Raw genomic sequence first — 24,737 nt, 5'->3', positions numbered from 1 at the left:
TGAATAAATTACTCGTTAGGATTTTGATTGAGAAGAGTTTGTCCTTTTGAATATTCTTCATTTGGTACTTTTTCTAGAAACTGCACAGCGTTTGCATTTTTAGATTCGTGAAGAGCAATGTAAGAAAGTGTGTGATTAAAAGTTGCGCCATCCCAGTGCTTTTTCCCTTCCGGAAATTGCACGATGTGGCCAGATCTAATCTCAACTACATCTTCACATTGTGCCCAACCTATACCATTGATTATGATAAGCGTTTGGCCAAAAGGGTTTATTTTCCAAGGGGTACGTGAACCAGGTTTGAAAGTAACGGAGGCGACTATTAGTTTGCTTGGGTTTTCGCACTCAAAATAATTGCTGATTAAAACTTCGCCTGTGAAACTGATTTCTGTTGCTTGGTTAGTTGGAAGGCTTCCGGCTTTATGAATTTTAACTTTTTCCATTTTTCAACACTTCTTTTTCTCTGTGATACAAAGGTTAGAATTGATTGAAAGATGGAGTTAGTCGAAACACCTTTTGTTTAAGTCAAAAAACCAGTTAGATCTTGAAATTGTTCCTTAGCCTTTTTCCGCTCGTTTGAATATTTTAATTCTTATTAGCGATCTTCTATTATATCCGAAATGTATCATGGCATGGTTTTTACCGAAGTAAGTTCCAAATCTCCATTACTAAAACTAACTTCATAAATTTTAATTCGACAGAAAAGATCTTGACTTTGATTAAAAGGACCTATTTAAGAGAATATGAAAATTATTAAAAAACGGTCGTTTTTTGATAAGTCCTAACTAACGGTTAATAAGAAATCAGTCTCAAAAAACGAAGGAATCCATCCCACTCCAGTCTTTCTAATTTTTTTTTCTCTAGTTACAGCAAAGAGAAAAATCTGGCTGAGACCAAATATTTATTATCCTCAAATTTTGTCATTTACTCATTATCAAAAACTAAATATTTCGTTTGATTAATGGAATGGGTTTATGAGAATAAGGGGAAAAAACCAAGTTTGGGCAGAATCGTTAAGGAGCGGTTTGGGTTATTGGAGAAAAACTTTAAGTTACACCTCTGAAACTAATTAAATAACGAGGGTTTTTTAATAGAACAGTTAGTTACAGTTCCTTGATAGGAATGTAACAGTTCTTTAGCAATTTAGTTAATCCTAGGGTGACCGGCCTGCCTTCCTATATATAGGAACAAGTTTTGAATTTTAGAAAATCCTATCGTAAATCTTCTGTTTGATATCTTAATAAATTGGGATTCTTTTTTTTACGTCTATCTTACTTCTTCACAAGCTAATCTTGTTGAAGGTCACGTTTTTAACCTTACTTCCAGATAAAGAAAAACTATCCGTTCTATTTTCATTGCTTTTTAAAAATCTGATAGTTCCTATATCTGAAGTAAAAGAGTTATCTGAATCGGGAGATAGTTCAAAATCACCTCGCCGGAAGTGTTGAATAACTAATTTATCCTTTTGAATGTCGACAGTGTATTGTGTAAAAAGTTCCTTGCTATAATATATTCCACAATAGTCATATAATTGAGCTTTAGTGGGTATAAACGCGATTGTTCGTTTTCCTTTTATAGATTTAAAAGTAAATGTTTCCGCTTGATCATTCACAGGCTTAGAAAAAGTGACAGGCAGACCAGCGACAGCAAGCATGAAAGTAGAATCAGTTAAAGCTTGTAGTGGGTATTTATCTTCACCTGTATATTGAAATTGCAATTGTCCATGATCTATTGAAAATGTTATATTTCCTGGACCCCATTTGTATTTGCCACTATACTTAGTTAATAAGTCCAAGCCCAACTTAAGATCAGGTGTTTGCTTTTCGGTAACTAAAAGTGGCTTTGTATTACTGCCTGGGAGTAAAAGTTTACTAAGTTCAGTTAGACGGTCAACAATCATGTGGTCGTCATTCCCATTGCAAAGGATTATAATAGCTAATCCTTCTTTTGGGTATAATCTAACAACAGAGCGATAGCCAGACCATGCTCCTGTATGTGATACCGTTCTGCGGCCCTGATCTTCTCCAACTTCCAACCCGAAACCGTAATTTATTTTAGTACCGCTGTTCAACGATCCAGTTTCCAGCATTCGGGTGTAAACCGGATCGTTCATCAATATACCGGCCTGCAAATTGATTACCCATTTGGTCAAATCATTAATGTTTGTATACAATGAACTCGAGCCGTAGGCAGTCAGTACATTTTGCAATTTGGTAAATTTAGAACTGGCATCTGTTGAGTAGGAATAAGCTTCATTCCTGATCAGCTTGCTATCATCGCTTAAAAAAAAAGATTTCGACATTCCCATCCGTTTGAATATATGCTTATCAGTCCAGGCGGTAAATGATTGACTGGTAACCTTCTCCAAGATGGCAGCCAATAAATTGTAACCTGTATTTGAATATGAATAAGCTGTTCCTGGATCGAAGTCTAGTTCTTTCTGATGCTTTACCATATTCATAATGTCCTCAAAACTACATAATTCTTCATAACGCCAACCGGCTGCTTGTAAAGTTTCGGGCCAGTCCCTTAAGCCACTTGTATGGTGAATAAGATCACTAATTGTTATTTTTCGCCCAAAATCAGGGACTTCATTTAGATATTTGCGAATATCATCAGAAAGAGAAATTTTCCCTTGTTGAACTAAGTTAGAAATAGCAAAACCGGTAAATTGCTTGGCAACAGAAGCTACATCAAATACACTCGCTGTTGTTATTGGAATTGAATATTCTAGGTTCGCTAGTCCGTATCCATTTTTGAAAATCACTTTTCCGTTTTTGATAACAGCGACTGCACATCCAGGACCATTCGGATTGCTATCTTTATTAAATATAGCATCGATTTTTGGCTGGATACTTAGTTTTTCCTGTGACTGAGCATTTAAAAAGCTCAAAATACTAAAACAAATACTCAGATAAATATTCTTCATTGATGTGTAATTGTTAAGCATTGTAAGCGACTCAAGATAAGACACCAGTAATGTGAATTAAGTTACAGGCTGAAATTTTAATATTTAAAAACGATAAGTATTCAGCCTCTGAAGTTAGCAACATGCGCATCAACTGCGCTTCACCTACATCTTGGTTTTATAAATGCTCAGTGTCGATGTGTTGCCGGATATATCATTCCTACAAGAACGAGTTTTTTACTAACATTCAATTATCAAAAAACGGTCGTTTTTTGATAACACCTAACTCATGTTTAATAAGAAATCAGACTCACAAAATGAAGAAATTATAATATTTTAAATAAGGATAATAGCTTTTTATGCCAACTCAATCCAAACCATTAAATGATCAAACTTATAGATAAAGCAAGGCAGGGGAACGAATTCTATCGATCATTCCTCAGCTGATTCAATCTACTATCTATTTATTTCTAAGCTATTATAAAACTATTAGTCGAAAAAACTGTTATTTAACTAACTACGGGTTTTGATTTGAACTTCAACAAAAAATGAGTGCATTTAAATGAAATTTGATTCACTAATAATTGTTTATTAATGATAATTGAAACTTACCACCGGAACTAAAATTAAATTAATTTGTATCATGAAACTAAATTGAAATCTAAATTTCTTTTGGTTCTACACTATTTATTAAATCATCATCTACTAAAAAATTAAATAAATGAGACTCTTTTTATTTTGCGCTATTTTTTGCTTAGCCACCCCTTTTTATACAAAGGCACAAACAACTGCCGATATTGTAGAAACACTTGAACAAAAATATAATTGGTCAAGGGCTAAGGTTATACAAGAAAGCGTCACTATTAATGGCCCATCGGAAATGTTTACCAGGATTATGTCTGATAAGCGCTCTTTTGACATTTCAACTTTTTCTTATTTAAGTTCATACTTAGGTAAGTATTTTGATAAAGTTTATGGCACTGATATATTAAACTCAGCCGAAAAAACAGCTGTAAATACCACAGCTGAACAAAAAGCTGCATGTGCTAAAGAAATTTCGAAAATCAAGGGCAAATTGCATATCACATTGAATGCAAATGGTGTTAAATTAACAGATAATAGCTACGAACTTAGCATGACAACTTTAACTACTATCGGAGAATTCTTGAATCCTGAAAGAGGCGTTGGGGTTGCTTTAGGATGGAGACCGATTGCGAATAAAGTTGCTATTACTATTAATACGCTAAACAAAACCGGGCAACCTATAGTTAAGTGGAGTAAGGATTTTAGTACTTGTACAATAGATTTGCCTATAGTAGGTGACACTAATTATTCGACTATAATCTTAGCGGGTTTGAAGAAGGGCGGAAAAATCTAGTAGACCAGGTCGATTGACAGTGGTTTATCTATTACCATAAAAACCTCCAGAATGGCAATAGCTGTAAATTTATATCTATACCAATTATTGCTAAAGGAAAATCTGACTCAATAAACGAAGGATATTTTACTGAGCTGGTGAGATAATGATATTGGTTTGGGCATCGCAGGACAGACAGAGATCTAATCAAATTATATAGAATGAAGAAACACTTTTAAGAGGTTATATATAGATAGCTGAAACGTAATTTAACACATACTCATCGTTAAGGTATTTCACTGATGTACTTAAATTATGCCGTCTTCTAATGATTTTATCACGGTTTTTCATTAAGCGTCGCCTCTAAAACAGCTTTATTGTTTTCTCCCCATTGCTCCAAATCTTTTATTATCGGCAACAGACTCAATCCCAAAGGTGTTAGCTGATATTCAACTTTAGGAATTTTAGTGTCGAAAGAAAATTTATCTACAAATCCATATTTTACCAATTCATCTAACTGCTTGTTCATTACCCGCCTGTCTACCGCTATTTTCTTCTGCAGTGCTCCTGGTCTTTTTATCTGCTCTGAAATATAATAGATCAGCATCAGTTTCCACTTGCCATTTAATAGTTCTTTAAATATGTGCAGGCCGCATTCAATTCTAATCGGGATTTTTTTTTGGTACATCGCTTGGTCAATCAATTGTCATAGCAAGTGCGCACAACTTTGTGCGTACTTGCTATGTGGTAAGTAATGAAATAATTTTGTGTTAAATTATAAATAGACATAGACAATGATCAAATTTACTTTTTTAGTACAAAAACTACCCGGTATGAGCCTTGAAGAATTTGTGGATTATCACAAAAATCAACACGCTCCTTTATTCTGTTCCATCCCTGAGACAGAACTTTACGTTAGAAAGTATGTAGTTAACCATCCTATAGTGGCTGAAGGTTTTCCTAAGCCCTTATACGATGCTGTTGTAGAAATCTCGTTTGACTCGTTTGAGGATTTCAACACTTTCTTCAATTCAGAAAATTATTTAACAAAGGTTCATCCTGATGAACCCAATTTTTTTGATACTGCAAACTATATTGCAATGGCAACCAATGAAACCATCATTAAAGCTGGTGCATAATTAATAACCTTATCAATATCACGCACATCTGACTAATGGGTTAGATGTGTGTGATTGATTTACAGGATGACGAATTAGTTTAGAAGAGAATATTAAACCTTATAGGTTTTTAAAACCTATAAGGTTAATAACTGATCAGAACATATTTGATCAAAATCCGGGTATTATTTGGTATTTTAATGCTGATCATTTATCGTTGTTTTAGCCTAATTAGGTATACATTTGTTTATTGTAATTGGTAGCGAAACTAAAAAACGGTTTAATGAGCTGAAACAGGATTAGCGGGTTATCAAAAAAGTAGTCTACCTGGTATTAAGTAATTGGCTTGAATCAATTTTATGGTTTTGCTAAACCGGAATTTTATTCTGGATAGTTTCTAGCTTTGCTCAGAAACTGCCACGTGCAAAAGAAATATATTCATTTAGACCAAATATTATCAGTTTTTGCAATGCTCACTCCCCTTAAGGTTTTCTTTCTTCTTGTTACCTTTTTGGCCTTAAATCTTGGATTGTGTTATGCACAAACGCCTTTCGGTTCTATCAAATATCTGGGTGTAGAAAATGGTTTATCAAATAATTCAGTCAACTCGCTGTACCTGGATCATTTTGGTTTTATGTGGATGGGTACTTATGATGGTTTAAATCGGTATGATGGTTACCATTTTAAAATTTTCAGGAGTGGTTGGGGAGATAAAAGTAATTTAGTTAATAACCACATCACGGTATTAAATGGCGATGGGAAGAACCGGATCTGGGTAGGCACTCAAAAAGGTGTTTCTTACTATGATTATGCCGATTCAAAATTTCATCGGTTACCATACCTTGAAAATAAAAAGCAAAAAGAGGTTAGCTATGCCATTAACGCCATTACTGTAACTCAAAATGCGGTTTACCTTGCAACAGATGAAAAGGGGTTGTTCGTATTGAAAAACAACCGTGAACAGGCAGAAAGAATCTCTTTTAAAGGAAGTAAGGACTTTAGCGTAAAGGCCATTTGTGCAGATGGGCAACGGTATCTCTGGCTTTTTAATAAGGATGCGGGTTTGGGTCAGCTGGATATGAAAACCAATACCATCAGGCTAATCAATACAGATGTCCGTTCGGTAACCAGTATCATTAAAGGCCTTGGCGAGGATATTTGGATAGGAACAGAAAGAGGGCTTTATGTTTATCATACCTTGAATAAAAAGCTTGAAAAATGTAAAGCGTTATCTGGAAATGAAAATATAATGCGCCTGATGCTGGATCGTCAGCAGAAATTGTGGCTAGCTACTGACGGTGGTGGTACTATTGTTTATGATCTAAAAAAGCAGGCGGTTAGTTATCTCTCCGCTGGCAAAGAAAAAGGCTTGTTGAGCAGTAATTCTGTCGCACAGATTTATGAAGACCGGGAATCGAGAAAATGGATTGCAACGTTGCGTGGTGGTATAAACATTATCGATCCGGAGCAAGGCCAGTTCAAAACCATCAGGCGCAATCCGTTGAAACCAAATTCGCTAATTAATAATTTTATCCTTTCTTTTAGTGAAGACCAGTACCATAATATCTGGATTGGTACAGATGGTGGAGGTTTGAGCGTTTGGAACAGGAAAAAAGATACGTTCACCAATTATACAAAAACGGGTTATCCAGGCGCTTTAAGCAGTAATTTTGTAACGAGCATTTTAAACGACGCAGATCGCAATATCTGGGTGGCAACTTTTAGTGGTGGCATTGATCGGTTTGATGAGGCTACTGGTAATTTTATTCATTATCGGTGTTATAATTCGGTTAAAGGGGTTGATGAAGAGAGTCTCTGGAAGCTGTATCAGGATCAAGAAAAAAATATTTGGGCGGGTACTACGAAAGGGGGAGCGCTTTACCGATACAATAAGGCGCTGGATAAATTTGAACTTTTTGATCATCGGCTTAAAGATATTCATACCCTTTTTCAGGATAGCAAGGGGAGGTTATGGGCTGGAAATTACAGCCAGATCATCAAGATTGATCCTGTAGGAAAAAAACATGAATATGTGAAGATAAATTCTGCTATCCGTGCCATCCAAGAGGCTGATGGTCATCGGATCTGGATTGGCACGGAAGGCGGTGGCTTACTGCTTTTTGATCCGGAAACTAAGAACATTAAGCGCTACCTGGAGCGTGATGGCTTGCCGAGTAATTCCATTTTAAACATTTTAAAAGATAAAGCAGGAAACTTATGGTCGAGTACTTATAATGGCTTATCCAGGTTTGATGCGTGGCATAATACCTTCAAAAATTACTTTGCCAATGATGGTTTACAGAGCAACCAATTTAATTATAATGCAGCTTTAAAATTATCAAATGGCGATTTTTTGTTCGGCGGCATCGGCGGATTCAATCTTTTCTCGCCAGATAGCATCAGAAAGAATAAGCGGATTCCAAAAATAATCCTGACCGATTTTAAAGTCAATAATATTTCGCTTGATCAGGATTCTACCAATCAGCATACATCGGTGGTTAACCTGGAAAAAATATCTATTCCATACCAGTCGGCGGTTATTTCTGTTCATTATGCCGCTATCGAATTTTCGTTTCAGGATCAGATTTCTTATGCTTATTACCTGGAAGGTTGGGATAGGAACTGGAACTATGTGAACAAATTAAGCACTGCATATTACTCCCGGTTAGATGCGGGTACCTACAAGTTGCACATTAAAAGTACGGATACTGAAGGTGTTTGGGCTGATAACGAAAAAGTAATTACTATCGTTATTTTACCATCCTGGTACCGTACCTGGTGGGCTTATACCATTTATCTGCTTATAGGCTCGGCATTGTTTTATCTCTTTCAAACCTATCGCAACCGCCAGCGCAGGCTAAAAAACGAAATAGAAAGTGCAAACCGAGAAATGGAGCGGGAAAAAGATTTAAATGAGAAAAAACTTAATTTCTTTACCAATATCTCCCATGAGCTTAGAACGCCACTCACGTTAATTGTAAACCCAATTAAGGATATTTTAAATCAAAAAGAAGCCGGCACAGAAAAAAATAACCTTAATGTGGTATACCGAAATTCCAGAAGGTTATTGAGCCTGGTTGATCAGCTTTTGCTTTTCAGGAAAACCGAAAGTGAGAATGACACCTTGAAAATTGTTGGGATTAACTTGTACAGTTTTGCTAAAGAGATTTTCTTATGCTTTAATTATCTGGCTCAGCAGCATCACATCCAATATACCTTTGAATGTGAAGATGAAGAACTATACATTTATGCTGATAAGGATAAAATGGAGATTGTGTTGTTCAATTTATTATCTAACGCACTTAAATTTACCCCCCATGGCGGTTTTGTTAAATTGGGCATCCGGCAGGTAAATTGTAATATAAAAATTGAGGTGAGCGATAGCGGTCCGGGAATACCGGAACACGTAGGTGAAAAGCTCTTTGATAAATTTTATAAAGTGATGTCTAATGAATCGCTTAAAATGGGTTTTGGCATCGGACTTTACCTTGCAAAGAATTTTGTAGAGTTACATCGGGGTAAAATCAGTTTTATCTCTCCTCCGGGGCTGGGCACTGTCTTTTCAATCGAACTCCCAATAGGGGAGGCTGGTATTGACCAAGTTGGAATGGCTTATCAAAATGAGTTAACTTATGTAAATGAACTCATTGCACAGGAGGAGGAAAATGAAGAGAAAAATAACGATGAAAGTATTGGTAACCTGGAATTGTTAATTTCTGATCTCCATACCATATTAATTGTGGATGATAATGCTGAGATCATTGATTACATTCGGCAGATCTTTAGAGATAACTTCAGGATTTACACTGCTGCAGATGGTTTGGAGGGATTTAAATGTTGTAAAGAATACCTGCCAGATATTGTTATTTCTGATGTAAATATGGGTGGACTAAATGGGATTGAGTTGTGTAAGGCTATAAAAGAGGATTCTGCTTTGAGCCATATTCCGGTGATTTTACTTACAGCCGATCCTGGTGCTGAAATAAAACTAAAGGGAATTGAAGTAGGTGCCTATGATTTTATCAGCAAGCCTTTTGATAAGGAACTTTTTACAGCTAAAATTAATGGAATCATTAAAAACCGAACCCATCTACAATCTTATTTCTTTAATGAAATTACCCTGAAATCTGATACCCATAAAGTTTCTCAGGAGGATAAGGGATTTCTGCAGAAGTGTATTACCATTATTGAAGACAACCTGATGGAAAATAGTTTTAATGTGAAAATACTGGCCGCGGATTTAGGGATGAGCCATTCTAATCTTTATAAAAAAATCAAGGCAACATCAGGCCAGTCCATTAATAGTTTTATTCGTTTTATCAGATTGCGCAAGGCGGCAGAATTATTAATTAATACCAATCTAAATATTAACGAAGCAGCTTTCAGGGTTGGAATTAACGATACGAAATACTTTAGGGAGCAGTTTCAGAAACTTTTTAAGCTTACCCCGTCGGAGTTTATTAAAAAACACCGCAAAAGCTTTAACAAATATTATAACATCAATGCTACAGGATAATAGACAACATATCAAAATGCCCCCCCTAAAGTGTGATTTAACCCCCTGTTTAAATCCATAAATAATCGGTACTTTGAACTTTAACCAAATGATGAAAGTCGAGCAGTTTAATTTCCAAATGCATTTACTGATTAAAAACACACTGATTATTGCGGTATGCTGTATGCTGAGTTTAGCTTGTGTAGCCCAGCGTAATATCAGTACCATTGCAACTAATGGCTGGTCTAATAATTCTGTTAATACGGTAATTTTTAGGAAAAATGCTTTAGTTAGTTTTCGGCATATTCAGTATACAGCATATTATGATGCTGATCAGTTTTTAGTGCTCGCCAAAAGGAAGCTGAATTCACCAACCTGGGAAACTTTAAGAACCAATTATAAAGGTGATGCAGCCGATGCACATAAATCCATCAGTATTATGGTTGATGGAAATGGAATTTTACATGTGGCCTGGAGCCAGCATAATAATGCTTTAAATTATGCACATGCACTCAAGGCAGGTAGTCTGATTTTAAGTGAGAAAAAATCTATGTTGGCTGAGCGGGAAAATAAGGTGAGTTATCCTGAATTTTACAAGCTTGCCAACGGCGATTTATTATTTCTCTATCGGGATGGAGGATCTGGGAACGGAAATTTGGTGATTAATCGCTATGCGTTAAACACTCAAAAATGGAGCAGAATCCAGAATAATTTAATTGATGGCGAGGGCAGAAGAAATGCGTATTGGCAGGTTGCGATTGATCAAAAGGGTGTGATCCATATTTCTTGGGTTTGGCGTGAAAGCCCTGATGTAGCCAGCAACCATGATTTATGTTATGCAAAATCTGCTGATGGTGGTTTAACCTGGCAAAAATCTGATGGTGAGCGTTATCAACTGCCAATTCATGCGGGTAATGCAGAATATGCCTTAAAAATACCTCAAAAAAGTGAACTCATTAACCAGACTTCTATGTTTGCGGATGCCAATGGCAAAGTATTTATTGCAAGTTACTGGCGTGATGAAAATGAAAGCATTCCGCAATATCATTTGGTTTATAAAACTGATGACGATTGGAAAGTTCATAACTTAAATTTCAGAAAAACCACATTTAGTTTGAGTGGGGGCGGAACCAAGCAAATTCCCATCGCCAGGCCCCAGATTATTGTGTGGAAAAATGGGAAGCGTTATGCTGCGGGCCTGATCTTTAGAGACAAAGAGAGGGGAAGTAAAGCCTCTATCGCTTTGAATAACGATCTGCAAATGTCGAACTGGACGATAGCAGATTTAACCCAACAAAGTGTGGGCGATTGGGAACCTAGTTATGACACCGAATTGTGGAAAAATAGAAAAGTGTTAAGTTTGTTTTTGCAGGATGTAAAACAGATAGATGGCGAAGGAAAAGCAAGTGAGCAACCTACTGCCGTTCAGGTATTAAATTGGAAACCTAAAAAATGATTAAGCGCAATTGATATGAATAAAAATAAGACAAAAGCCAGTGTGATACTCGTGTTTTTCGCCGTATTTACTTTAAATTTTGGTGTACAGGCACAAGGCAAAAAGCAGGCTGGTAACAGTGCTTATCTGTTTGCCTATTTTACAGGGAACGATAAAGCGGAAGAATCTATTCGGTTTGCTATTAGTGAAGATGGTTATCGCTATAAAGCTTTAAATCATAATCTTCCGGTTATTTCATCAGAAAAAATCAGTTCTACTGGCGGCGTTCGCGATCCTCATATTTTGCGTGGTGCGGATGGAAAGCACTTTTACATGGTGGCAACTGATATGGTTTCGGCAAAAGGTTGGGACAGTAACCGGGCGATGGTATTATTGAAATCGAATGATTTAATTACCTGGAAATCCAGCATTGTTAATATTCAGAAAAAATATCCGAATCAGGAGAATTTAAAACGGGTGTGGGCACCGCAAACCATTTATGATCCGGCTGTTAAAAAATACATGGTGTATTGGTCTATGAAACATGGCAACGATCCTGATAAAATATATTATGCTTATGCCAATGCAGATTTTAGTGACCTGGAAGGAACGCCGAAACAACTGTTTTTTAGTCCCACAAATGGATCATGTATTGATGGTGATATCATTTATGATAAGGGAAAATACAACCTGTTTTTTAAAACGGAGGGTAATGGAAATGGAATTAAAAAAGCAGTTTCAAACGAATTAACGAAAGGGTATGTGTTGGGAGACCGATACTTACAGCAAACAACTGATGCGGTTGAGGGTGCCGGGGTTTTTAAATTGAATGGATCTGATGATTACATTTTAATGTATGATGTTTACATGAAAGGGCGCTATCAGTTTACCAGATCGAAAGATTTGAACACTTTCAAAATCATTGATGAAGAAGTGAGTATGGATTTTCATCCCCGCCATGGAACGGTGATGTCAATCACTAAAGAAGAAGAAAACCGCTTGTTGAGCAAGTGGTATAGCACGTCATCGGTATTACAGGGTGCAGGAAATCCATCCATCAAGCAAAATAATATAGTACTGGATACCGTGGCCAAAACGGTTTATTTGCCTGTTAATGATGGTACGAATCTGAAAGCATTTGATCCGCAGTTTTCGAAACTTTCTGATGTGAGCATTAAGCCTGAAGGGAAGGTTGATTTCTCTAAAGGACCTGTGCGTTATACTGTTAAAATTGGAAACCAAGTGGCTCAAACTTATGCCGTATTTGTCGCTGTTAATCGCAATCCGGTATTGAATGGCTACTATGCTGATCCGGAAATTCTGTATTCCAACAAAACTTCAAAATTTTATTTATACCCTACCAGTGATGGCTTCACGGGCTGGAGTGGTACTTATTTTAAAACTTTTTCATCTACAGATTTAGTGAACTGGAAAGATGAAGGTGTGATTGTTGATTTAAATAAGGATGTTTCATGGGCGAAGAAAAATGCGTGGGCACCAACGGCGATAGAGAAGAAGGTAAATGGCGCATATCAATATTTTTATTATTTCACTGCTGCACAGAAAGTTGGGGTAGCTGTTGCTGATCATCCTGCTGGTCCTTTTAAAGATAGCGGGAAACCATTGATTGCCAAAAGGCCTGCGGGTATAAAGGGTGGACAAGAAATTGATCCTGATGTATTCACTGATCCGAAAACGGGAAAAAGTTATTTGTATTGGGGTAATGGATACATGGCCGTTGCTGAATTAAACGCGGATATGATCTCTATTGATTCTAATTCCATCAAAATCATTACACCTGATGACAGCTTTCGTGAGGGGACAGAAGTTTTTTACCGAAATGGAAAATACTATTTTTTATGGTCAGAGAATGACACCAGAAGTCCTGATTATGGAGTGAGATATGGCTTTTCTGATTCACCTACCGGAAAAATTACCATAACCGCAAATAATTTAATTTTATCGAAAAGGCCAGATCAGGGTATTTACGGTACTGGTCATAATAGTGTGATTCAAATTCCTGGTAAAGATGAATGGTATATCGTTTATCACCGTTTCAACAGACCAAAAGGGATAACCATGGGTGATGCCGCAGGCTACAACAGAGAAGTTTGCATTGATAAAATGGAATTTGATGAAAATGGTCATATTAAGAAAGTTACGCCCACATTGAAAGGCATAAACCCCATTCGTAAATGAGAACAATAAAATTATTTTCAATTGCATTTCTGTTTATCCTGTTTTATGGGTTAACGGAAGTGTATGCGCAGACAAAAGAAGCGGTACTTGATCAGCTTAATTTAGCCAATCAATACTGGCAGGCTAAAAACAAACCACAGGTTCGTGCCTTTTGGGATCATGCGGCCTACCATACGGGCAATATGGAGCTTTATCAGCTCACTAAAAATGAGGCTTATCGTAAATATGCGGAGGATTGGGCTGAGCACAACCAATGGATGGGAGCGAAGTCTGCGAATAAATCTGAATGGAAATATAACTATGGTGAAACAGATGATCATGTGCTTTTTGGCGACTGGCAAATCTGCTTTCAAACCTATATCGATCTTTACCATATACAACCTGCGGAATATAAAGTGGCTCGTGCAAAAGACGTGATGCAATATGAAATGAGTACAGCCAATCATGATTATTGGTGGTGGGCAGATGGTTTGTATATGGTGATGCCGGTAATGACGAAACTTTACAAGTTAACGGGCGATCAAAAATATTCGGATAAGCTTTATGAATACTTTATGTATGCCAATAGCATTATGTATGATCAGGATGCGAAACTTTATTACCGCGATGCCAAATATGTTTACCCCAAGCATAAAAGTACCAATGGCAAAAAAGATTTCTGGGCCAGGGGTGATGGATGGGTTTTCGCAGGTTTAGCTAAAGTGTTAAAAGATCTTCCTAAAAATGATCCACACCGGGCAGAATACCTTACTAAATACCAGAATATGGCGAAGGCCATTACAAAATCTCAGCAAAAAGAAGGCTATTGGACACGGAGTATTCTTGATCCTGAACATGCACCTGGGGCAGAAACCAGCGGAACTGCTTTTTTTACGTATGGCTTGCTTTGGGGTATTAACAATGGCTACTTGAAAGAGAAGACATATCTTCCGACAGCGCAAAAGGGATGGGAATATTTATCAGAAACGGCCTTGCAAAAGGATGGAAAAGTGGGTTATGTACAACCGATCGGTGAAAAAGCCATTCCCGGACAAGTAGTAGATGCAAATTCAACAGCCAATTTTGGTGTAGGTGCTTTTTTGTTGGCTGGTTGTGAAATGTATCGTTATTTATCAAATCAGAAGTAAAGCATAAGTAGATGAAAATAAAGAATATTGCCGCTGCTTTTTTGATGCTGATGTGCCTTAGTGGATCAGCGATGGCTCAAAAGGTGAAAAGTAAAAAAGATGCAGTGTTGAATGACAGGCAATTCTGGATCCAGCAGATGGATAAAATGGTTCGTCCGGTGTTACAGAATTTAGCAAATGATAGCTTACGGATTGCGATGCCAAAAGTAACCTCAGTGCATGTTGATAATAAAGAACACCGGATTAAAGTACAATACGTAGAAGTTTTAGGCCGGGTATTAAGTGGCATTGCGCCATGGTTGCAGTTGGAAGGTGGTGCTGCGGATGAGGTTGCCTTAAGGAAACAATACCGCGAATGGGCATTAAGTGGATTAAAGAATGCATTGGATTCTAATGCTAAAGATTTCATGAATTTTGATATTGGCGGGCAACAATTGGTTGATGCTTCTTATGTGGCGCTGGCTGTGGTACGTGCGCCTTGGTTATGGGAAAATCTGGACAAGAAAAATCAAACTTTATTGATGAAATCCATTGTCACTACCCGAAAATTTAAGCCCGTATTTTCTAACTGGCTATTGTTTTCTGCCATGAATGAGGCTTTTTTAGCCAAATTTGGTTATGACTGGGATCCGATGCGTGTAGATTATGCCCTGCAGCAAATGGAACAATGGTATACAGGTGATGGGATGTATACCGATGGGACTTCATTTGCTTTTGACTATTATAACAGTTACGTGATTCATCCTTACCTGGCAGCACTTTCTGATATTATTGGTGAAAAAACCAATGCCTATAAGGATATGTTCGAGAAGATTAAAAAACGGAATGAACGGTATGCAATTATTCAGGAGCGGTTAATCAATGCGGATGGAACTTACCCTGCTACCGGCCGTTCTATCATTTATCGTGGTGCTGCATTTCACCATTTAGCAGATATTGCTTTGCGGAAAGCATTGCCAAAGCAGTTATCTGCAGAACAGGTTCGCTGTGCATTAACAGCTGTGATTAGAAAAACATTGGAAAGCCCTACAACTTATAAAAATGGTTGGTTAACCATTGGTTTATATGGTGAGCAACCGGAGTTGGGTGATTTTTATAACAACCAGGGTAGTCCTTATATTGCTTCAAATATTTTTCTACCGCTAGGTTTGCCCGCCAGTGATCCATTTTGGGCAAATCCACCAGCAAAATGGAGTGCTCAGAAAATCTGGAGCGGCGAAAATTTCAAAAATGACCACAGCGAAAATTTAAAGTAAAACCAGAAAATAAGTGTTTATTAACTCATTCACTTTTAGTTAAACCAAACAAATCAGTTATGAATAAGAAGATCAATTTTATCTTATGCTTTTTAACCCTCTCTTTATTTGTGCATCAACTTGCCTTTGCGCAGCAGAAATACGCTTCATTTACGCCAGGTAAAATCTGGAAAGATGATAAAGGCGTACACATTAATGCGCACGGTGGTGGCATAGTTGAGCACAAAGGCACTTATTATTGGTTTGGTGAACATAAAATTGAAGGAGAAAAAGGAAATACTGCGCAGGTTGGGGTTCATTGCTATTCTTCGAAGGATTTATATAACTGGAAGGATGAGGGGATTGCGCTTTCGGTTTCCGATGATCTGAAAAGTGATATTGCAAGAGGCTGTATTTTAGAGAGACCAAAGGTAGTTTACAATAAAAAAACAAAGAAATTTGTAATGTGGTTCCACCTGGAGCTTCTAGGTAAAAGTTATGAAGCTGCCCGGAGTGGTGTGGCTGTAGCAGATAAACCTAATGGTCCGTATACTTTTATCAAAAGTTATCGCCCAAATGCGGGTAAGATGCCATTTTATGCTGCTGGAACACCTGAAGCTGAAAAGGTAAATTGTGAAAATCCGGCTAATAAAAGCGATGGTTTTTTCTGCAGAGATTTGCCTGGCGGACAGATGGCAAGGGATATGACTGTTTTTGTTGATGATGATGGTAAAGCTTACCATGTTTTTTCTTCTGAAGAAAATTTTACGCTACAATTAGCTGAATTAAGTCCGGATTATTTGAGCCACACGGGCAAGTTTATCAGAATTTATGTGGGGCAGCAAACAGAGGCGCCAGCATTATTCAAGAAAAATGGCACCTATTATATGGTGGGTTCTGGTTGCACAGGTTGGGCTCCTAATCCGGCCAGATGGTTTAAGGCCAGTTCCATTTGGGGACCATGGACCTATATGGGAAATCCTTGTCAGGGTCCTGGTGCAAACATTACTTACGGGGGGCAAAGCACTCACATTCTTCCTGCTCCCGGAAAGAAAGGAGATTTTATTTTTATGGCAGATAAATGGGAACCTAAAAACGCCATTGATGGTCGTTACCTATGGTTGCCTATTAAATTTGAAGGCGATAAGCTCACTATAAACTGGCAGGATGAGTGGAATTTGAGTACGTTTAATCAATAAGAACTTAACATATTTTCAATAAACTGACGGAGTTCTTCCACGCTTTCGGCCTTTGAAACTTCGTAAGTTGACTAATTGACTTACGAAGTTTTGATGGGATTGTGTGCAGGGGAACTTCGTCAGTCTAATTAACAGCTAATCTTTTTTACTTATCTAAACTAGGGTTTTATTCTAAAGCTCCAATAAACTGACGAAGTTCTGCCACGCTTTTGGCCTTTGAAACTTCGTAAGTTTTGCTAAATCGACTTACGAAGTTTTGATGAGATTGTGTGCAGGGGAACTTCGTTAGTCTAAACACTTAATAATTTACTTATCTAAACTTGGGCTTCATTCTAGAACTCCAATAAACTGACGAAGTTCTACCGTGCTTCTGGCCTTTGAAACTTCGTAAGTTTTGCCAAATCGACTTACGAAGTTTTGATGGGATTGTGTACAGGGAGAACTTCGTCAGTCTAATTAACAGCTAATCTTTTTTACTTATCTAAACTAGGGTTTTATTCTAAAGCTCTAATAAACTGACGAAGTTCTGCCACGCTTTTGTCCTTTGAAATTTCGTAAGTTTCGCTAACCTGCCGAAGTTCTTCCACGCTTTTGGCCTTTGAAACTTTGTTAGTTGATATAATCAGGGAAAAATATCTTTTGTTGATGAAAAATAACAATTCAACCCCTAAAATTTACCGTTATGCCCCTCACTACTTATATGATTTTAATGGTTAATTTGTTTAATGTGTAGTATAAATAATAACGGTAAAGTATGTTATGTTCTGTTTTGTTATAATGAAAAAGCTTCTTTTTAAGTATAGCATCGGGTTACAAAGCTTTAATAAGTTTACAGATACCGTAAATGCTTGATAGAAAACTGGTGCCGCCTAATATGTCTATTTCTTACACTTAATAAATATTTTCTAACCTTAAATTATCTAAAAATGAAAAAACAATTCAAAAATTACTTCGTATTGAGTTATGCGATTATTGCGATGTTTACCGCATGCAAAAAAAATGAAAATGCAGGGATTGAGCGCCCGGTGAAAACTGAATTGACGGGTAAGCTAGCTACCATTAGCGCTGACAGCGTTACATTTACTTTTCCCCCTTTGCATATTGTGGGTTCAACAGTTGCGGCAGCAGATATAGAGGTGCTTACTGATGGTGGTAGCTCTGTAATTGAAAGAGGGATTGTTTGGGGCACGGCACCGAATCCTTCGATCACGAATAATAAAGTTAGTCATGGCAATGCTGGCCTGGGGAAATTTAGGTTGATGCTTAAGGGCCTTACGCCAAAAACGACCTATTATGCCAGGGCTTATGCGAGTAATGGCAGTGGTGTTAGTTACAGCAGTAATGTTACTTTCAAAACCATAGCAAAAGGTAATATCACTTATACTTTTAATAAATCTAACACGCCGACAGCGGAGGAGCTTGCAGCTTATGGTAGGTTGCAGGTGGCTATTGATAGTGCCGTTTGGTACCTTGAAAATTATACTTCTGCAACTAAACACCTCTACTTAAATTATGATAGTGGAGTACCAACTGCAGATGCAAATAATGAGGGTTGGATGAGATTTGGAAGCAATTCTTCCTATCAAAACCTGCGGACTATGCTCCATGAATCTGATCATTCATTAGGCACAGGAACTTCATCATGGTGGTCAAATCATATTGTAAGCGGTAAACTTGAGGCACCTAGCGTTACATCACTATTGCGGATCATATTAAATGATAGTACCGCAAAGCTTAATGGCGATTCGCAACACTGGTGGCCATATGGTCTCAATCAAAATTCTGAAGTTTCATCTAGCTGGGATTATGTGTACAATTGTTTAATTCTCGAAGCCATGCGTAAAGATGGTTTAACCGAATTCAGTGGTGCGTATAACCCGTAATCATTACTTCTAAATTTAATTACTCATGTAGCCGTGATCAGCAGGTGCATGAGTAATTATTTCTGATAACCATATGCGTCTTTTTAAGCTTTCCTATAAAGATGATTTATCTTCTTAAAAATTTTGATTCCCCATCTCAGGTTGCCAATCTTTCGCAACTTATAATAGAATATAATATCAGTATTCACATACCAAAGGATAATGTACGCCTATTTTAATGCAATGCTCAACTCAACTTCATTCTTTATATAAACGTTAGTTAGACGATTAATTTTATGCAGTCAGGGTGAAATGTGTCTTTTTTAACGAAAAATAACGCTTTAACCCCTAAATATTACTATTATACCCCTCCTTTATATCCCGTTTTTAGTAGTTCTTTGAAACAACCAAGTCATAAGGGATAAGGGTAATACAGCCAACAACTGATCTAACTAAATAATCATCACAATCAATCTATTCCGGATTGATGAAAGTCAGTTAATAGTTTTATTAATACTTCATCCTTTTTGACTGCATTTTCAACGAACAATTTATTCTAACTAATCAAACAATTTTAAGATGGCTAAAAGTTTACTAAACATGCAAAAATGCATTTTTATGTTTCTGGTTACCGTAATTCTTAACGGTATCTATGTGGAAACATCAAAAGCGCAAACCACTAAAATGCCAGTGAGTGGACGCGTATCAGATAACAAAGGAATACCCATTCCGGGAGCAACCATAAAAGAAAAGGGGACAAGCAATGTGACCATCAGTGATTCGGATGGGAATTACAAAATCAGCGTAAGCAAAGGTTCTACACTAGAATATACCTTTGTTGGCTATGCACCTAAAAGTATAATTATTGGCGAACAAACCAAGGTTAATATTACACTGCTTGATGATGAAGGTCAGGGTCTTGAAGAATTGGTAGTAGTAGGTTTCGGGAAGCAGAAAAAAGTAAATCTGACTGGTGCCGTAGGAACTGTAGATGCCAAAGCTTTAGAAAACCGTCCGGTTCAGAATGTATCTCAGGCTTTGCAGGGCTTAATACCTGGATTAAATATTTCGCAAAATAATGGTTCGTTAGAAAGTACGCCAAGTATTAATATCAGGGGTACCGGAACCATTGGTAATTCATCATCAAATCCATTGATTTTAATTGATGGAATGGAAGGATCTTTAAATGCTTTGAATCCACAAGATGTTGAAAGTATATCAGTATTAAAAGATGCATCAGCATCATCTATATATGGTTCAAGAGCTGCTTTTGGTGTGATCTTAGTGACTACAAAAAGAGGTAAGGCAGGTAAAGTTCAGGTCAATTATAACAATAGTTTCCGCCAAACCCGCCCGGTTTTATTACCCGAGATGATGGATTCGTACACCTTTGCCTTATACTTTAATGATGCAAGCACAAATGGTGGCAGCGCACCTCATTTCGACGCCGCTGCTTTACAAAGGATTAAAGATTATCAGGATGGAAAAATTACCAGTTCCACTATTCCTAGTCCAAATAATAAGCAATTCTGGGCTGATGGTTATGCTTATGGAAATGATAATATCGACTGGTATAAAGCGATGTATATGGACCATAGTTTTTCTCAGGAGCATAACTTAAGCCTTACTGGTGGAACTGAAGCGACATCTTATTATTTATCAGGAAATTTATTAGATCAAACTGGTATGATGCGCTTTAATCAGGATGGTTATGGCCGTTATGGTGCAACGGTTAAAGTAAACACGAAAATTTCAGATTTTTTAACCGCTAATTACAGCAATCGTTTTTTAAGAGAAACCTATCACCGTCCGTCTGCCTTAACCGATGGTTTTTATGAAGCAATTGGCCGCCAGGGCTGGCCGACATTACCTTTGTATGATCCTAACGGATATTTATTTAGTTCACCTTCTCCAGCATTGGAAATGGCTCAGGGTGGAGAAGATAATCAGGTAAAAGACTGGATGTATCAGCAATTTCAATTGGTTTTTGAGCCAATTAAAGGATGGAAAACCTTTGGAGAAGCGAATTATCGTACCCAAACACAATTTCGTCACTGGGATTCGCAACAAACCTATAACCACGATGTAAATGGAGTACCATATTTATATAAACGGAGCTCAAATGTTTATGAATATGGTTTTAAAGAAAATTATTTCAATACCAATATCTATTCTGAATATTCAAAAAATTTCGCAAAGCATAACTTTAAAATTATGGCTGGTTTTCAATATGAAGATACCAGATACCGTAATATGAGTGCCCAGCGAAATGGTATCATTGTTTCAGATATTGCTACCTTAAATACCACTTCTGGCTTAGATGCCGATGGTAAAGTACTTGCTCCGGTTGTTTCCGGTCAGTATCAGAACTGGGCTACACAAGGTTTCTTTAGCCGGTTAAATTATGATTACGATGGAATTTACTTGTTTGAAGCAAACCTTCGTTATGATGGATCATCACGTTTCCGATCTGATAAACGTTGGGGCTGGTTCCCATCAGTTTCTGCCGGATGGAATATTGCCAGAGAAGAATTCTTTAAAGACAGGTTTGCATTTGTGAATACCTTTAAGTTAAGAGGATCATATGGTAACCTGGGAAATCAGAATACGAACGACTGGTACCCAACTTATCTTACCATGCCTATAGGAACAGCAAACGGATCATGGTTAATTAATGGTGGCCGACCAAATACGGCAAGTGCTCCAGGCATTGTAAGTTCTACTTTAACATGGGAGACGATAAAAAGTTATAATGCAGGTTTAGATTTTAGTTTCCTGAAAAACAGATTGACTGGATCTTTTGATTGGTATAACCGTAAAACGCTAAACATGGTTGGGCCAGCTCCTGAGCTTCCTGTTACTTTGGGTACTGCTGTGCCAACAACTAATAACACTGATTTAAAATCTATGGGTTTTGAGTTCGAAATCGGTTGGAATGATCGTTTGAAAAATAATCTCGGTTACGGTGTTAAATTCTTACTGTCTGATTATAAAACCACAGTTACCCGCTACCCAAATGCCACCATGTCTTTAAATACCTATAGAGAGGGGCAAACATTAGGTGAAATTTGGGGCTATACCACCATTGGAATCGCTAAAACTCAGGCGGAGATGGATGCGCATTTAGCCACCTTAAGTAATGGTCAGTCTGCATTCGGATCGCAGTGGTCTGCAGGCGATATTATGTATGCGGATTACAACAAAGATGGTAAACTGGATTGGGGCAGCTGGACGCAAGGTAATTCTGGTGATGCGCACCTGATTGGTAATAGTACCCCTCGTTACAGGGTTGGATTAGATATCAATTTAGATTATAAAGGATTTGATTTCAGAGCCTTCTTCCAGGGTGTATTAAAAAGAGACTACTGGCAAAACAGTTATTTTTTCTGGGGGGCTACAGCTGATAAATGGTGGTCAGCAGGTTTAGTTCAACATGCTGATTATTTTAGAAATGATCCAAACAGTCCGCTGGGATTAAACTTAGATTCATATTATCCAAGACCAACTTTTGGAACCAATAAAAACCAACAAACACAGACAGGCTATTTACAGGATGCATCTTATATCAGGTTGAAAAATGTGCAATTGGGTTATACTTTCCCTCAGCAGCTTACTAAAAAGTTTGGTGCGCAGAAATTTAGAATTTTTGCATCAGGCGAAAACCTGGTTACCTGGACCAAGCTGGCCAAAATGTTTGATCCGGAAACCATCGATGGAGGGGCAAATGGAAGTGTATATCCACTTTCTAAAGTGCTATCAGTTGGTTTAAGTTTAACTTTTTAATTAAATAGACATGAATTTCTCGAAGTTTATCACAAATAGTTGCCTGGCAACATTAATCGTCATCACATTGGTAACTGGAGCTTGTAAAAAAGCATTAGATAAAGAGCCAATGTCAAATATTACACCCGAAAAGTATTTACAGGAAGAAGGTCAGCTTGCAGCTTATGCTATTGCCAGATATCCTGATATTTTACCTTCTCACGGCAACTGGTCTTTTGGTACTTTTGGTACCGATGGTAATACCGACAATATGATTGTGCCCGTACTCGATAATAAATTCATTCCTGGTTTGTGGCGAGTAGATGCTACAGGTGGAGATTGGAATTTTGGTAACATTTATCAGGCAAATTATTTTTTAAGTACGGTAATCCCAAGGTGGAAAGCCGGAGGGATTGTAGGTAACGCAGATAATATTAAGCAATATATTGGCGAAATGTACTTCTTAAGGGCTTTCGAGTATTTTAAAAAATTGCAAGCATTGGGCGATTTTCCTATTATCAAAACGGTTTATCCTGATGAAAAGGAAATTTTAACGCAGGTGAGTAAAAGACAGCCTCGTAATGAAGTAGCCAGATTTATCATTTCTGATTTGGATTCTGCTGCACTGTTATTAAAAACATCACCAGATGGAACAAAAAATAGAATTTCTAAAGCTTGTGCGCAATTGATAAAATCACGTGTTGCCTTGTATGAAGGAACGTGGCTTAAGTATTTTAAAGGCACTGCATTCGTTCCTAATGGACCAAATTGGCCTGGTAAATCAAAAGATTATAATGCGAATTATCAGTTTCCGACTGGAAGTATTGATGCTGAAATACAGTACTTTTTAGGCGAGGCGATGTCTGCCGCTAAGAGTGTAGCAGATGCTGTACCATTGGTTGCTAATACCGGAATTATAGAATCTCCGAATAATGAGAATCCTTATTTCAGTATGTTTAGTGCTGTTAATATGTCTGGTTATAGCGAGGTTTTATTATGGAGACAATATGGTGCTGGCCTGGTTACACATAATGTTCCGGTGTATGCACAAGCTGGAAATTACGCTGTTGGTTTATCAAGAAGTATGGTAGAAAGTTTCTTAATGGCAAATGGATTACCAATTTATGCTACTGGAAGTAATTATGAAGGAGATGATTATATCGCTGACGTTAGAAAAAACAGAGATGGACGGTTAAATCTATTCTTAAAAGAGCCTGGACAAAAGAATGTTCTGGTTAATCCAAGTCAGGGTACACATGCCACACTTGTTGAGCCTACACCAAAAATTTGGGAATCAAGCTACGATCAAAAATATACCACAGGTTATACCATTAGAAAGGGCTTGAGTTACGATGGTGCACAAGCCAATAATGGGCAAGGTTATACCGGAAGTATTACTTTCAGAGCAAGTGAAGCTTACCTGAATTATATTGAAGCAAGCTATGAAAAGAATGGATCAATAGATGCTGATGCAACCAAATACTGGCAGCAACTTAGAACAAGAGCAAAAGTAAGTACTGATTTTCAGCAAACGATAGCTGCGACTGTAATGTCAAAAGAGACCCAGGATTGGGGCGCATATTCTGCTAATACACTTATTTCTCCAACGCTTTATAATATTCGCCGGGAAAGAAGGAATGAATTAATGGCAGAAGGATTAAGGTTTATGGATTTAAAAAGATGGAGGGCGATGGACCAGATGATTTCAACGCCGTACCACTTTGAAGGTTTTAAACTTTGGGGCCCAATGAAAAGCTGGTTTACTGCATCTCAAATTGTTTATGGTGCCGGAAATTCAGCATCAGTCGTTTCAGATCCAGCTTTAAGTGTTTATTTACGTCCGCAAGAAATCCGATCAAATGCAGATTCTTATAAGGGAGCTAAATGGACAATGGCGCATTATTTAAGCCCGATTGCTACACAACACTTTAACATTACATCCACTAATGGTGATTTTAATAGCTCACCAATTTACCAAAATCCAGGTTGGCTAACTACAGGAGGCTCAACACCAACATTATAGTCTTTCTTTTCGGTTGCAGG

Annotated in this window: 14 protein-coding genes; 11 read left to right on the top strand and 3 right to left on the bottom strand. The window is 37.5% G+C overall.

Translation table 11 applies throughout. The annotated features are described in order from the left end of the window. Positions 1–8: 8 nt before the first annotated feature. The gene (locus EV200_RS04885; RefSeq protein WP_132529789.1) at positions 9–440 is read right to left on the bottom strand and encodes a cupin domain-containing protein; all 432 of its coding nucleotides are present in this window, start codon (positions 438–440) and stop codon (positions 9–11) included. 836 nt (positions 441–1,276) lie between these two features. After that, positions 1,277–2,926, bottom strand: coding sequence for a serine hydrolase domain-containing protein (locus EV200_RS04880; protein ID WP_165877859.1), 1,650 nt, complete (start codon positions 2,924–2,926; stop codon positions 1,277–1,279). Between the two features lie 700 nt (positions 2,927–3,626). Here EV200_RS04880 and EV200_RS04875 point away from each other — a divergent pair. Then, on the top strand, positions 3,627–4,283 hold the full coding sequence (locus tag EV200_RS04875; RefSeq protein WP_132529785.1) for a hypothetical protein: 657 nt from the start codon (positions 3,627–3,629) through the stop codon (positions 4,281–4,283). Positions 4,284–4,599: 316 nt separating this feature from the next. Here the strand turns inward: EV200_RS04875 and EV200_RS04870 are convergent, their stop codons facing one another. After that, complete coding sequence (locus EV200_RS04870; RefSeq protein WP_132529783.1) at positions 4,600–4,950, bottom strand: winged helix-turn-helix transcriptional regulator; 351 nt, start codon at positions 4,948–4,950, stop codon at positions 4,600–4,602. A gap of 106 nt (positions 4,951–5,056) precedes the next feature. Here EV200_RS04870 and EV200_RS04865 point away from each other — a divergent pair, with 106 nt between their 5' ends. The 10 genes from EV200_RS04865 (at position 5,057) to EV200_RS04820 (ending at position 24,717) form a co-directional block, all read left to right on the top strand. Then, positions 5,057–5,401, top strand: a complete 345-nt coding sequence (locus EV200_RS04865; protein ID WP_132529781.1) for an EthD domain-containing protein — start codon at positions 5,057–5,059, stop codon at positions 5,399–5,401. A gap of 448 nt (positions 5,402–5,849) precedes the next feature. Further along, complete coding sequence (locus EV200_RS04860) at positions 5,850–9,896, top strand: hybrid sensor histidine kinase/response regulator transcription factor (protein ID WP_132529779.1); 4,047 nt, start codon at positions 5,850–5,852, stop codon at positions 9,894–9,896. A gap of 88 nt (positions 9,897–9,984) precedes the next feature. Continuing rightward, positions 9,985–11,331, top strand: coding sequence for a BNR repeat-containing protein (locus EV200_RS04855; RefSeq protein WP_229676768.1), 1,347 nt, complete (start codon positions 9,985–9,987; stop codon positions 11,329–11,331). 15 nt (positions 11,332–11,346) lie between these two features. Continuing rightward, the gene (locus EV200_RS04850; RefSeq protein WP_132529777.1) at positions 11,347–13,509 is read left to right on the top strand and encodes a family 43 glycosylhydrolase; all 2,163 of its coding nucleotides are present in this window, start codon (positions 11,347–11,349) and stop codon (positions 13,507–13,509) included. Then, positions 13,506–14,636: a glycoside hydrolase family 88/105 protein gene (locus tag EV200_RS04845; RefSeq protein ID WP_132529775.1), complete on the top strand. Its 1,131-nt coding sequence runs from the start codon at positions 13,506–13,508 to the stop codon at positions 14,634–14,636. The genes EV200_RS04850 and EV200_RS04845 overlap by 4 nt, the downstream gene beginning before the upstream one ends. Positions 14,637–14,647: 11 nt before the next feature. Beyond that, a complete protein-coding gene (locus tag EV200_RS04840; protein ID WP_229676767.1) occupies positions 14,648–15,892 on the top strand; it encodes a DUF2264 domain-containing protein in 1,245 nt (414 codons plus the stop codon). Positions 15,893–15,951: 59 nt separating this feature from the next. Then, the gene (locus EV200_RS04835) at positions 15,952–17,070 is read left to right on the top strand and encodes a glycoside hydrolase family 43 protein (protein ID WP_132529773.1); all 1,119 of its coding nucleotides are present in this window, start codon (positions 15,952–15,954) and stop codon (positions 17,068–17,070) included. A gap of 926 nt (positions 17,071–17,996) precedes the next feature. After that, positions 17,997–18,953 carry a hypothetical protein gene (locus tag EV200_RS04830; RefSeq protein WP_132529771.1) on the top strand — a complete coding sequence of 319 codons (957 nt, stop codon included), beginning with the start codon at positions 17,997–17,999 and terminating at the stop codon, positions 18,951–18,953. Between the two features lie 558 nt (positions 18,954–19,511). After that, positions 19,512–22,715 (top strand): SusC/RagA family TonB-linked outer membrane protein, encoded by a 3,204-nt coding sequence (locus EV200_RS04825; RefSeq protein WP_165877858.1) that lies wholly within the window; start codon positions 19,512–19,514, stop codon positions 22,713–22,715. 10 nt (positions 22,716–22,725) lie between these two features. Next, positions 22,726–24,717 carry a RagB/SusD family nutrient uptake outer membrane protein gene (locus EV200_RS04820; protein ID WP_132529769.1) on the top strand — a complete coding sequence of 664 codons (1,992 nt, stop codon included), beginning with the start codon at positions 22,726–22,728 and terminating at the stop codon, positions 24,715–24,717. Positions 24,718–24,737 lie beyond the last annotated feature (20 nt).

It is taken from the genome of Pedobacter psychrotolerans (assembly GCF_004340665.1).
Lineage (GTDB): Bacteria > Bacteroidota > Bacteroidia > Sphingobacteriales > Sphingobacteriaceae > Pedobacter > Pedobacter psychrotolerans.
The sequence above is the reverse complement of the archived record's forward strand: the minus strand, read 5'-3'. Positions and strand labels throughout refer to the sequence as shown.